The organism is Aliinostoc maniaoense (assembly GCF_058172895.1).
In genome coordinates, this window is record NZ_CP187952.1 from 2,624,964 (window position 1) to 2,636,821 (window position 11,858).

At 40.0% G+C, this 11,858-nt stretch carries 11 protein-coding genes and 1 pseudogene; 3 read left to right on the forward strand and 9 right to left on the reverse strand.

Going from position 1 to position 11,858, the window contains the following annotated elements; genetic code table 11:
• Positions 1–61: 61 nt before the first annotated feature.
• The 7 genes and pseudogenes from ACPZ3T_RS11655 to ACPZ3T_RS11685 all read right to left on the reverse strand — a co-directional run bounded on the left by ACPZ3T_RS11655 (position 62) and on the right by ACPZ3T_RS11685 (position 4,105).
• A complete protein-coding gene (locus ACPZ3T_RS11655; RefSeq protein WP_490276391.1) occupies positions 62–565 on the reverse strand; it encodes a MogA/MoaB family molybdenum cofactor biosynthesis protein in 504 nt (167 codons plus the stop codon).
• A gap of 246 nt (positions 566–811) precedes the next feature.
• Positions 812–1,147 carry a photosystem II reaction center protein Psb28 gene (psb28, locus tag ACPZ3T_RS11660; RefSeq protein WP_490276393.1) on the reverse strand — a complete coding sequence of 112 codons (336 nt, stop codon included), beginning with the start codon at positions 1,145–1,147 and terminating at the stop codon, positions 812–814.
• Positions 1,148–1,248: 101 nt separating this feature from the next.
• Complete coding sequence (gene dtd, locus ACPZ3T_RS11665; RefSeq protein WP_490276395.1) at positions 1,249–1,698, reverse strand: D-aminoacyl-tRNA deacylase; 450 nt, start codon at positions 1,696–1,698, stop codon at positions 1,249–1,251.
• A 114-nt stretch (positions 1,699–1,812) separates the two neighbouring features.
• Positions 1,813–1,908: a type II toxin-antitoxin system HicA family toxin gene (locus tag ACPZ3T_RS11670; protein ID WP_490276397.1), complete on the reverse strand. Its 96-nt coding sequence runs from the start codon at positions 1,906–1,908 to the stop codon at positions 1,813–1,815.
• A 122-nt stretch (positions 1,909–2,030) separates the two neighbouring features.
• Positions 2,031–2,270 (reverse strand): annotated as a pseudogene (locus tag ACPZ3T_RS11675) (type II toxin-antitoxin system HicB family antitoxin).
• Positions 2,271–2,357: 87 nt separating this feature from the next.
• The gene (gene uppS / locus ACPZ3T_RS11680; protein ID WP_490276399.1) at positions 2,358–3,101 is read right to left on the reverse strand and encodes an undecaprenyl pyrophosphate synthase; all 744 of its coding nucleotides are present in this window, start codon (positions 3,099–3,101) and stop codon (positions 2,358–2,360) included.
• Between the two features lie 74 nt (positions 3,102–3,175).
• Positions 3,176–4,105: a ferritin-like domain-containing protein gene (locus tag ACPZ3T_RS11685; RefSeq protein ID WP_490276401.1), complete on the reverse strand. Its 930-nt coding sequence runs from the start codon at positions 4,103–4,105 to the stop codon at positions 3,176–3,178.
• A gap of 201 nt (positions 4,106–4,306) precedes the next feature.
• On the opposite strand from ACPZ3T_RS11685, the gene ACPZ3T_RS11690 reads away from it, so the two are divergent.
• Positions 4,307–6,931, forward strand: a complete 2,625-nt coding sequence (locus tag ACPZ3T_RS11690; RefSeq protein ID WP_490276403.1) for a tetratricopeptide repeat protein — start codon at positions 4,307–4,309, stop codon at positions 6,929–6,931.
• A gap of 468 nt (positions 6,932–7,399) precedes the next feature.
• A complete protein-coding gene (locus ACPZ3T_RS11695; RefSeq protein ID WP_490276405.1) occupies positions 7,400–7,918 on the forward strand; it encodes an SH3 domain-containing protein in 519 nt (172 codons plus the stop codon).
• 120 nt (positions 7,919–8,038) lie between these two features.
• On the opposite strand, the gene ACPZ3T_RS11700 is transcribed toward ACPZ3T_RS11695, so the two are convergent.
• Positions 8,039–9,088, reverse strand: coding sequence for a BMP family protein (locus ACPZ3T_RS11700; RefSeq protein ID WP_490277202.1), 1,050 nt, complete (start codon positions 9,086–9,088; stop codon positions 8,039–8,041).
• Between the two features lie 288 nt (positions 9,089–9,376).
• Between ACPZ3T_RS11700 and ACPZ3T_RS11705 the strand changes: the two genes are divergently transcribed.
• A complete protein-coding gene (locus ACPZ3T_RS11705; RefSeq protein ID WP_490276407.1) occupies positions 9,377–9,871 on the forward strand; it encodes an ureidoglycolate lyase in 495 nt (164 codons plus the stop codon).
• A 31-nt stretch (positions 9,872–9,902) separates the two neighbouring features.
• Here the strand turns inward: ACPZ3T_RS11705 and ACPZ3T_RS11710 are convergent, their stop codons facing one another.
• Positions 9,903–11,696, reverse strand: coding sequence for an ABC1 kinase family protein (locus ACPZ3T_RS11710; RefSeq protein ID WP_490276409.1), 1,794 nt, complete (start codon positions 11,694–11,696; stop codon positions 9,903–9,905).
• Positions 11,697–11,858: the final 162 nt, after the last annotated feature.

Consider the following 11,858-nt stretch of genomic DNA (forward strand, 5'->3'; position numbering starts at 1 on the left):
GAACTCAATCCTAGTGTTTTTACATTATTGAAAATAGTTTGATTTTTGCAAATCGTTCTAGTTATTTGTGCATTTGAGTAACTAAATGAGTCAGTTCTGGTAAGATGAGCTTTTCCATAGCTAATCGCACAGCATTACTAGAACCAGGTAGGGAAAAAATGAGTTTATTTTGATACACACCAGCCACCGCACGAGAAGCGATCGCTCGTGAACCAATTTCTTGATAACTTAAAAATCTAAACAACTCTCCAAATCCCGGTAGAGTTTTTTCTAGCAATTTTTCAATAGCATCATAGGTAGTATCTCTCGGTGCAATCCCTGTACCACCATTAAAAATTACTGCATCTAAATTGGTGTTTTGACCAAGTAATTGTATCTGCTGGTGAATTTGCTCTGGTTCATCTGGAATAATTGTGTATGCTCCGACAGTGTGACCAGCATCTGTTAATAGCTGCTGGATAATTTCACCACTTTTATCTGTCTGTGGGGTACGTGTATCGCTGACGGTAACAACTGCACAAGTTACTGTGATTCCTGACACATCTGGGTGAGGTTGTGATGTCATTTATCAAGGAATGGGGGATAGGTGAGAGTTGGGAGGAAAGAACCAACAGATGCAGAAGATAAGCTGTTAAGCATATAAGAAAGCACATTGAGTCCGCAGAGGGGCAGGGGGCAGGGGAGAGGGTTTACAGCTTTTGCCAGCATGAAAATGATGGAATTTAAATGACGATTAGCTTATTGAAGTCAGTGAACAGTTATCAAGTAACTGGTGACTGATAACTGATAACTGTTAATACGCATTGATTAGTTAAGATTTGCTAAATCCCAACCCATTTTCTTCGGCGTATCGCTCCATAAAACGCATAAAGCGATCCCATTCATCACTAGATTTCATTAAATAAATAGCTTCTAAGGCTTCTGGTCTACCGTTGATGAACTTAGCTTTTACCTCACGGGTGATGAGTTCTCCTTCTTCATCAATCAAGTACATCCCCGTGATGTCTTCAGTGGTATTTTGGTCTAATATCTTCGGATTGCTAAAGATAAATGTTGCTGTGGCAGTGTCACCACTACGCGATCGCGTCAAACGTACCTCTGGAATTACTTCTTCGTCAAGTCCCCTGGAAAACTGGATTTTCGCCATGATCAATGAATTTAAAGTTTTGTAATCATTAGTTTAATATTGTCTCATCATTTGGGGGGCATTGGGCATTGGGAATTGGGACTTAGGAGAGAGAAGCAAATTCAAAACTCTCTTTCCAATATCAAAGTCACTGGCCCATCATTTTCGATGCTGACTTGCATCATTGCGCCAAATTTGCCTGTTTCTACTGTTAAACCACTAGTTTTTAACTTAGCAACAAAGCTGTTATATAATTCCTCAGCTTGTGCAGGATTTGCTGAACGGTCAAAAGAAGGACGGCGACCTTTGCGACAGTCACCGTAGAGGGTAAATTGGCTGACTACCAATAACTCGCCTCCAATTTCTTGCACAGATTTTTGCCACCTGTCGCCGCCTTCTTCATCGGGAAACAACCTTAATTCTAAACATTTACGCGCCATCCAGTCGAGTTCTGCTTCGGTATCTGTGTCCGCAATACCGACGAGTAAATTTAATCCTCGTCCAATTTTGCCGATAATTTCACCGTTAACAGTTACCTGAGATGATTTGACTCGCTGGATAATTACACGCATATTAATAATTCAAAATTCACCCTGTGAGAAACCCGGTTTCTTTTGCAGCCGCGAGACCCGCGCGAAGCCAGAAACCGGGTTTCTTTTAGGTTATCTCACGAGAAACCCGGTTTCTTAAGGCCTCGCGAATGTTTCTTTATCAATGCCAATATCTTGAATCATTCCCATCAAAGTACCTTGTTTTATGTCTTTTCCAGAATGAATTGGCACGACAACTCGATTGCCTTGAACATTCTTGTAAATAGCATGACTACCCTTTTAACGATCAAGATAAAAACCTAATTTTTCAATAACTTTCACAAAATCTTTAGGTTTGACGCTAGGAAAATTACTCATATTAGAATACTTAATGGCTTAACAATTAAATCTTCTTTAGGGATAGGTTGATGATCAGCCATTAAACTTTCAAGCTATAATTCAATAGCTTCTGTAATATTATTGATGGCTTCTTCAAAAGTATCGCCTTGAGAATGACAACCTTTGAGAATAGGACAAAAGGCATGATATCCACCATCTGCTTCTTTTTCTAGAAGAACTGTATAGTTATAAACTTGCTTATTTTTGTTTTCCATATATTTTCACCTTTTTTAAAAGCTACTGATTTTTAGCTTAAACCCTTTTTATCCAAAAAGGGTTTAAGTAATTGATTTTACTCAGGGTTAGGCTGAGAGTAGAGGTTTGACTTGACCGAAACGGCGATCGCGTTTTTGATAATTTAATAAGGCTTGATGTAATGCTTCTTGATCAAAATCAGGCCAAAAAATATCGGTAAAATACATTTCTGTATAGGCCATTTGCCACAACAGAAAGTTACTTAATCGCATCTCTCCACTGGTGCGAATTAGTAAATCTGGGGCGGGGGTATCTGTTGTATAGAGATGTTGTTCTATGAGGTTTTCATTAACTGCGGCTGCGTTGATTTTGCCTTGTTCTACTAGTTCCGCTACTTGGCGACAGGCTCTAGTAATTTCGCTACGGCTGCCGTAGTTGACGGCAATTGTAAAGTGAATTGCTTGATTATTTTGTGTCTCTGTCATGGAATGTTCTATTTCTGTTTGCAGAGATGAGGGTAAGGCTGATAAGTCGCCAATGAAGGAAATTCTTACGCCTTCTTGGTGCATTTGGGCTAGTTCTCGGCGCAGTAGTCGCTCAAATAGGTGCATCAGGAAGTCTACTTCTTCTATGGGACGTTGCCAGTTTTCGGTGGAGAAGGCGTAGGCGGTGAGGGCTTTGATTCCCCAGTCTTTGCAGCAGCGTAGGAGTTGTTTGAGGGTTTTTGCTCCTTGGCGGTGTCCGGCTATGCGGGGTAGTCCTCGGCTGGTTGCCCATCTGCCGTTGCCGTCCATGATGATGGCTATGTGTTGGGGGATTTTTTGGGGGTCTAGGTCTGGGGGTAATATCATGGTTTTGGGCTTGGTGAATGGGTGGGTGGAAAGCTCGCGCAAAGGCGCAAAGGCGCAAAGAAGGGCGCGGAAGGTTATTCGAGGAGGTTTTGTAGGTATTGGGGGGTAAGGGTGTTGTGCCATTTCCAGAGGTGGTGCATGGTGTGGGTGAAGGTGAATATTAGGGTGGTTTTGTTGGTGGGTGTCCAGGTGTTCCAGTTGAGGGTGTTCATCATGCGGCGCAGGGTGCGGATGAGGTTGTTGCGTTGATAGGTTTGGGAACGGGTTTTGATGAGGGTTTTGGTGATGCGGATGAGTCCGGTGTCGGGGTATAGCCAAACTCCAAAGCCCCAAAATTTGGTCATGTGGTTGATTTCGTCTTTGGTGATTTCTTCTAGTACGTGTTGAAGTGTGCCGGTGGTGTGTGCCATTAGCCATAGGTAAAGGCAGGTTGCACCGTATTCTGTGGCTACTCGGTGTAAGCCGTGGCGATATAGGTCTTCGTGGGGGTTGTCTGTGGGGAGGTAGCCTCTAACTATGCGCTGTTTGGGGGTGATTTTTTCGCCGGTGAGTTGGGTGTAAATCTTCATTAGGGCGGGTGTGTGTTGGCGTTCTTCTTTTTCCCATAGGCCGATTTCTTGGAGTTCGCCATCTTCGTTGACTGTTCCACCAACAAAGCGCGCCATCTGGGGATGTAGTTTTTCTAAATATTGGCGGCTGGTTTGGGTGTAACCGCGAATGGGTGCTTCTGTATCCATTGCACCTATCAAGACGGATAAAAAGATTTCTGGTTCTATACCAATAATTTGATTGCGGTTGATGGTTTGCCAATCAATGGGTTTCCAGGGACGGGGTTGGGGGTTGGTAAATTGTGTAGGTAAATCTTGTAGGCGTTCGTGTAATTTTTCGCTCGATACGTAGTGATCAATTAGGGAGCGTAAACGATGTTGTCTTTGCCAGTAGTTAGGACTGGTATGGGTTTGACCTGCTAAATCTTCTATAAGTGGGCTGGTAGTATTCACCATGTTTTTTATACTTTTATCTCTACGCCCAATAGCCTAAGCGATCGCACTTTGGTTTGTCAGTCGGCTGAAGTCGGCAGTTTTATATGATGTAGTTGTCAAAGTCGGGGAAAAAGTCGGATTCATAGAATCTTATCCGAAAGTTGGGGTAAGGAGACTGTAGATTAATCTATGGTTGTCAACTCTCACTAGCCTTGTCACGGAATGAACGCTGAAGCAGCATTAGCATGGTTAGAAACGATAATTCCTACTCACACCGGGGAACGGTTGAGCGATTTGCAAAAAGTGATTCTTCAGCAGGTTTGGTTGGGTAGAAAGTATTTAGATATTGCCCATGCTTACGGCTGTACGGAAGGACACGTTAAGGATGTTGGCTCACATTTATGGAAGTTGCTTTCTCAGGTGTTGCGACAAAAGATTACTAAAAGTAATTGTCGCGCTACTTTGGAACGAGTTCTGAGAAAAACTACTGCTATCTCCAATGCTTTTGATTTAACCTCTCCCCCAACCCCTCTCCTACAAGGCGAGGGGAGTAATTTTCCCCCATTCCCTTGCAGGGAAGGGGGGTTAGGGGGGTTAGGTTTACCTGACTTTTCACGGGATCTGGAAAACCCCTCTCCAAACCTCTCCCCTGCAAGGAGAGAGGCTTTGATTGCTCCCCCTTCCCTGGTAGGGAAGGGGGCTGGGGGGTTAGGTTTGGCGTTGACTTTTCCACATGACGTGAAAAGTCAGTTAGGTTTACAAACTATTCCAACACGAGAAGATACTAATTTTATTGGACGACAAGACGCGATCGCTCACCTGAATACTTTGGTAAATCAAGGCGCGAAAGTAATTGTTATCCAGGGTGAGGGAGGGTTAGGTAAAACGACTCTCGCGCAGCAATATCTGCAAACTCAGGGTTTTGACTTGGTTTTAGAATTATTAATGGCAAAGGAAGCCCAAAATATCACTTCGGTGGAACGGGTGGTGGAGGAATGGTTGAAGCAAGATTTTGGGGAAGAACCAGGGGTAGAGTTTGGGGTAACATTGGGACGACTCAAACGCCAACTGCATAATAGACGCATTGGGGTGTTAATTGATAATCTTGAACCTGCATTAGATCAACAAGGACGCTTGATTTCTCCTCACCGCAGTTATGTAGAGTTGTTGCGGGTTTTGGCTGATGTGCGGGTGCAATCTGTGACTCTGATTACTAGCCGCGATCGCTTGTGTGAATCTGGGTTAAATATACATCATTATCGGCTGCCAAGTTTAGATGTGAGTGCATGGCAACAGTTTTTTAGTCATCGTGGGTTAACTATCGACTCACCCACCTTGCAACAAATACATCGTACCTATGGCGGTAATGCTAAAGCAATGGGTATTCTCTGCGGTGCAATTCAAGAAGATTTTGGCGGTGATTTAGCTTTATATTGGCAAGAAAATCACGCTGATCCTTTAGCAGCCACCGACTTAAAAAATTTAGCCGTAAGTCAAATCAATCGCCTGCAAAATCTCGATTCCCAAGCTTATCGCCTGCTTTGTCGTTTGGGATGTTACCGTTATCAAGACATACCCAAAATCCCATCGTCGGGACTATGTTGTTTACTTTGGGATGTTCCAAAAACTGAACATCTTCAAATCATCGCCTCTCTAAGAAATCGTTCTTTAATTGAGTGCGAACAGGGGGAATATTGGCTACATCCGGTAATTCGAGCCGAGGCGATCGCGCGTTTACGCATTAGTGATGAATGGGAAATTACCAACCACAAAGCCGCCGAATTTTGGACAGATAGCGTCACCCAGATAGCCACCTTTAAAGATGCTTTGCAAGCTCTAGAAGCATATTATCATTACATAGAAATTAACGCCTTTGAGTTAGCAGGTAAAGTTATTCTCAAAAGTCGAAATAATCAATGGCAACAGTTTTTACCTCTCGGTAGTACGCTGTATCGGATGGGTTTGATTCAGCCTATCTTGACGGCGATTAATCAAGTAGTCAACAATATTGAGCCTGACCAAAGTATTATTGAATTATACAATATTTTAGGTGATTTATATTGGATTACAGGGAAAATAAGTCAGGCGATCGCCTGCCAAGAAAAAACCATTAATTTAGCAACTCAAGCCCTCAAATCCCTTGTTCCTCAACCAGAAAATAAACATCAAGTCTACTATCTCAGAATGTTAGAAGTAGATTCACTTTTAAGCATCGGTCTTTATAAAATAGATTTATGGGAATTAGAAGAAGCTGCACAATTATTCCAACAAGTAATTTACCTAGCACAAAATACCGACCATCATCGCTGGGCAGAAAAAGCTTCTGTTTGTTTAGCTTTAGTCAATTCCTATTTAGGTTTATATGATTCTTCCCAGGCGTTGGCAGATGTAGCTTATCAAAATATTACCAACGAAAAACTTGTGAAAACTGGCAGATTAGCTTATTTCATGCAAATCCTAGGTCAAACATATATTAATCTGGGTGATTTTACCAGAGCTACAGAAATGTTTGAGCAAGCATTGACCTTTGCCGAAGCCAGTCATTATATGCAAGTAAAAGCCAAAACTTTGAATAGTTTAGCCGAAATTTATCGCCAACACCAAGATTATCAATTAGCCCTAACTCATCATCAAGAAGCTATCGAACTGTTAGAAAAAATTGGTGCTAAATGTGACCTAGCCGAAGCATATTTCCAATTAAGTTTAACTTATGACAAGATATCATTTTTTGACAAAAATGAAATAAATTGTATCAAAGCGATTCAATTATTTACTGAAATTAAAGCTCCCAAGCAAGTGGCTAAAATTTCACAGTCCACATACTCCCTGACAATCGGCAAAACTTAAGGCTTTGGTGTCCAGAAAATGAATAATTTATTTTTTCGCAGTGCCTAAACAGAATTAACTAGCCGTCATGAACTGGGTACACCAAAACACATCAAAAAGTCTTTCCATTACACCCCTACACCCCTTTTTCAAGCTAGAACAGTGTAAATAATTAAAGGTTTGTGAGAGGACTAAAGGACTAAAGTCCTTACTACGAACTAAATGCAATTTTTTTACATTACTTTACATAGTTTGATTTTTTCAAGTCGTTCTACTTATCCGTATAATTATTGTTTTCAAGCAAATATAAAAAGGCTAGATTTGAGAAAACAATGTGTATTAAGCTACTTAAATTATGCAGCTTAATAGACAATTTGAAACTACAATAATACAATGAAATATTTTCACAAATTTATTTCTGCTATTTCCTTAATTTCGCTTTCTGCAATTGTGTTAAATTTTCCGCATACTGTGTTAGCGAATAGCTCAATGTCAATCAACTCTAACAATAGAGTACAAAAAAACCTGATAGCGCAACAACAAATTTGTAGTGTAGTCAACATTCAATCAGGTCAATTAGCTTTGCGGTTTTCTCCCAATGGAGCATCAAGAGCAGGGTTGAATAATGGCAATACTTTAGCTGTTCTGAAAACGGGTAGTGTACCTTGGGCGTATGTGCGTGTACTTAATGGCCCAAATAGTAGAATAAATGGTTTGAAAGGTTGGGTAAATGCTCAATATCTATCTTGTGGTGAAATCAGCCAGGTTAATCAATCTCCGCAAGTTTTTTGTGATGTAGTTAATATTAGAACAGGTCAGCTAGCTCTGCGCTATTCTCCTAATGGGAAGTCAAGAGCCGGTCTGAATAATGGTAATACTGTTAAATGGCTGAGAAAGGGTCAAGGACATTGGGTTTATGTGCGTGTTTTAGAAGGGCCAAACTTTGCTGTGAATGGCTTGGAAGGTTGGGTAAATTACAATTATCTATCTTGTTATGATGATTTTTAGTTTGGGTTTATGCAGGAACTTTTCTATCAATTTTCCATGAAAGTTCCTGAAGAAAATTAATATTTGAAGACGCGATTTCTCGCGTCTCTAAAAAGGTACAAATTACGAATTTGTATAAGACTAGGTTTTTTGTTTCACACAACGTGTATTTTTACTGGCTTCTTGACAATCTTCAAAATAAATTTTCTTATCAATAATTGCTTGTTTAACTGTTAGTGAATCTTGCTGAACCCTTGTCGGCACAACTGCGCCAAATTTACCCAAAGACAAAATATCCGGTCTTTCTAATCCGATTTTATATACTTGTCCTTGAATTTGTTTTTGTTGTGCTAATTCTGCTAAATAAGCTATGGCAATATCTAATCTTTTCACGGCACTAGTTAACACTGCTTTTGGTGCAACATCTAACTGATCTTTTGTGTTACCAAAAGCATAAACGCCTTTATCACTAGCGGCTTGTAAAACTGCCGGGGAAGCACTATCTAACCATTGATAAATCACATCATTACCAGTAGAAATTAAAGCTAGTGTTGCTTCTTTCGCTTTCGCTACATCATTCCAATCCCCTGTAAATGTAGAAGTAATTTGAATATTAGGTTTAATAGATTTTGCACCTAATTCAAAACCTCTTAATTCTTCTTGAGTAGCAGGAAATTCCTGTCCAGCGATGTAGGCTAACTTATTAGATTTAGTCATAGCTGCGCCAATAGCACCGCAGAGATAACTACCTTGTAAATGATCTATTCGCAAGGATGCGATATTTTCACCTTTGAGATTACCATTCACACCGACAAAAAAAGTATTAGGAAATTGAGCGGCGATTTGTTCAATAGCAGCATCAAATTGTCCACCGTGGGCGAATATCAAATTATAACCTTTACGAGCAAAATCTGATAAAGCTTCGGTTTGATCTGCTTGGGCGACTTGTTCCACATATGCAATTTCCGCACCCAACTTTTGTTTAGCGAGATTTACCCCTTCATAGCCAGACTGATTCCAAGCTTTATCAGTGATGACTCCAGGAAGTGCGATCGCTATTTTAAAGCCTCCTGTGCCACTATTTGCTTTTGGGGTTGTTGTTGACTGGCTGCAAGCCTTTAACAACAGACTGCTAGCAATGGTAGCTGAACTATACAAGACAAATTGACGGCGATTAAAATTGAGCTTTATCATACTTACCTGAGAATTATGATTTTTAATGCAACATTTTAGCCTTGCCATGCCAGTAGGGTGTGTTAGCAGCGAGAGTACAACACCTAGCACCAAGGGCTGTGGTGCGTTACCACACATACTTAGATTTTTTCAGAAATCAAATACTAGCTCAGTTACTTCAAAAGTGCTATAAATGCTAACTGTGATTAAAAAAGGGCAATTTTTAGCTAGTGCTAACTTCTAAAAAATTACTCTTTCCCTCGTCTACCTTGTCTACCTTGTCTCCTACCTCAAACTAAAAATCTTATGAATACATCCAAAACAGTACAACAATTAACAGCACAATGGATTACACCCGAGAACTTTCAACGTTATGGACAAGTAATTTTTCCCAGCAGTGACGGTAAAGCATTTGATGCTGAAGATGCTCAACTAAATTTAGAAAATGGTACGCCACGTTTTTATATTATGCGATTGCACAGACGAGGCAGAAAGTTTCATAAAATCACTCGTCATGTGCAATGCACTCAATGTTTAGGTTCTTTAGAGGGTAAAGACTGGTTAATTGCTGTTTGTCCTCCTCATAATGAATTGAATGAACCAGTATTATCAGAAATTTCTGCTTTCCGCATTCCAGGAAGTTGTTTTATTAAATTAAATGAGGGAACTTGGCACGCCGGGCCATATTTTGATCATGAGTTTGTAGATTTTTATAATCTAGAATTGGCTGATACAAATGTTGTAGATCATTTTACCCATGATTTTTTAAACACCCATAATTTAGAAATGGAAATGGTTTAATTACAATTTGTTAGGTTGGTCAAATACTCTCTTATATTTGGCTGAAGCCTACTAATATTCGCCTTCCTAATTGATTAAATATTTCCTTTACTAAACGCTTGAGTTCTGGACGTAAATACAGTTGAGATAACTCTTGGATGGAAAGAAAGTTTAGATGGTTAACCTGTGAAAATTTACTGATAAACTGCTGGATAACATCGAGAACTTTCATTAATCTCATCGTGGAAGGTAAAGGAGTGATGATTGCAAGACTCCAACTCATCATCTCTTGTAAACTGTTTTTTGACATAGATTCTAGATTAGTTACAACTTCATTAACTAGAACAGAACGTAATGGCTTTCCTTGAGGAGAATAGAGGAACTCTAACATTCGTTCTGATGTCAAATAGGGGTTGAAATCCTCACTTTGATAAATATTATCTAGTAAATCTGAGACTAGCTCCCATTGGATAGTCTTGTTACTTAAGCAGAAATTTTTCAAAGCCTCCCATAATATTGGTGATTTATTCGTTAATACCCATTGTGCAATATAGGGATAACCAACTTTGTAAGCCTGAAAATCAGGATTAAATTTCAGAGCGATTCCTTCTATAGTTGCAAAGCAGCGAAAAACCAAGACGTAGAATTTAGGAATTTGCCAAGAATATTCGTAAACTAAACCTAATAACTTCTCAAAAATTTGCTTGAAGCCAAATTCAGCGATACTCGTCTCACGAATATTGGCAAACATTTTCTCCAGTTTGGGAATTAATGGAACTAAATCAGTGTCTGGAGGAAGAAATCCCAATGAAACCAAGTCTTGGGCAAGGGCTGGAAAGTCACCAGCGATTAGATGTAAAAAGAAGACAATTAACAAATCTCGCGTCTTTGGTTCAACTTCGCTCATCATGCCAAAGTCCAGATAAGCTAATTTCCCGTCTGGGGTAACTAATATATTCCCAGGGTGAGGATCGGCATGGAAAAAGCCACCTTTGAGGAGTTGTTGTAAAGAAAATTTAAATTCTAAAGCAATAACATCATTAGGCTTTAATCCTCCTTGTCCTTGACTCACCTCATTGGAGGTGATTTTTGCACCATTAACCCACTCCATTGTGAGGACTCGGCTGGTGGTGTAAAGTTTGTGGATACGTGGTACAAGAATATGAGGCAAATTCCCGTAAAGTTTGGCAAATTTCTGAGCGTTGGCAGCTTCTTGCACATAGTCCATCTCTTTAAAGATCGTACTGGCAAGTTCATCAGTTAAAGCTCTGATGTTGGTGTGAATGAAGGGAACATTTTTTTGTACCCAAGCTGCTAATTGCTGCAATAAATAGATATCTAGACGCAGAGTTTCGATGATTCCGGGACGTTGTACCTTGACAGCAACGATTTCACCTGTGTGAAGTTTGCCCTTGTAAACTTGTCCTAAAGAAGCAGCCGCTACAGGTTGGGGATTGAGTTCAGCATAGATTTCGTCATAGGAAGATCCCAGTTCTTCTTCTATGACTTTATAAGCTTGCTCATTAGGAAAGGGGGGCAATTTGTCTTGCAGATTGCCTAGTTCGTCTACATACACAGGTGGGATAATATCAGGACGACAAGAAAGGACTTGTCCTAATTTGATGAATGTTGGCCCTAACTTAATCAGCTTCTGGACTAACATTTTGGCTCGTAGCTGCTGATTACGTTGTAACCGTCTGGTTAGCCAGTCCCATCCCAGGAAAATAGCGAAGGATAAAGACGAAATTAAAATACTAAACCGACGTGTCCAAACTTTTCTCGGTTGCTGGCTATAGTTGGCTATAGCGGTAAAATCATTTGGTAATGGTACTGAAGTATCTTGCATATTTATGTATATAATTCATATTTGTTAAATAGTATAAGGTAACAAATAAGGCAATTCATCATTAAGATATAATCTTTTAACTAGCGACAGATGAACCCTTGTTTTTGTTCGTTAACAGTATTCAAACTGTTAATATTTTGACAAATATTGAAGTTACTAATT

Excerpts from the sequence above, each read along its gene's own strand:
- ACPZ3T_RS11655 (WP_490276391.1), bottom strand. The coding sequence starts at position 565 with ATGACATCACAACCTCACCCAGATGTGTCAGGAATCACAGTAACTTGT.
- psb28 (WP_490276393.1), bottom strand. The coding sequence starts at position 1,147 with ATGGCGAAAATCCAGTTTTCCAGGGGACTTGACGAAGAAGTAATTCCA.
- dtd (WP_490276395.1), bottom strand. The coding sequence starts at position 1,698 with ATGCGTGTAATTATCCAGCGAGTCAAATCATCTCAGGTAACTGTTAAC.
- uppS (WP_490276399.1), bottom strand. The coding sequence starts at position 3,101 with ATGATATTACCCCCAGACCTAGACCCCCAAAAAATCCCCCAACACATA.
- ACPZ3T_RS11685 (WP_490276401.1), bottom strand. The coding sequence starts at position 4,105 with ATGGTGAATACTACCAGCCCACTTATAGAAGATTTAGCAGGTCAAACC.
- ACPZ3T_RS11690 (WP_490276403.1), top strand. The coding sequence starts at position 4,307 with ATGAACGCTGAAGCAGCATTAGCATGGTTAGAAACGATAATTCCTACT.
- ACPZ3T_RS11695 (WP_490276405.1), top strand. The coding sequence starts at position 7,400 with ATGTCAATCAACTCTAACAATAGAGTACAAAAAAACCTGATAGCGCAA.
- ACPZ3T_RS11705 (WP_490276407.1), top strand. The coding sequence starts at position 9,377 with ATGAATACATCCAAAACAGTACAACAATTAACAGCACAATGGATTACA.
- ACPZ3T_RS11710 (WP_490276409.1), bottom strand. The coding sequence starts at position 11,696 with ATGCAAGATACTTCAGTACCATTACCAAATGATTTTACCGCTATAGCC.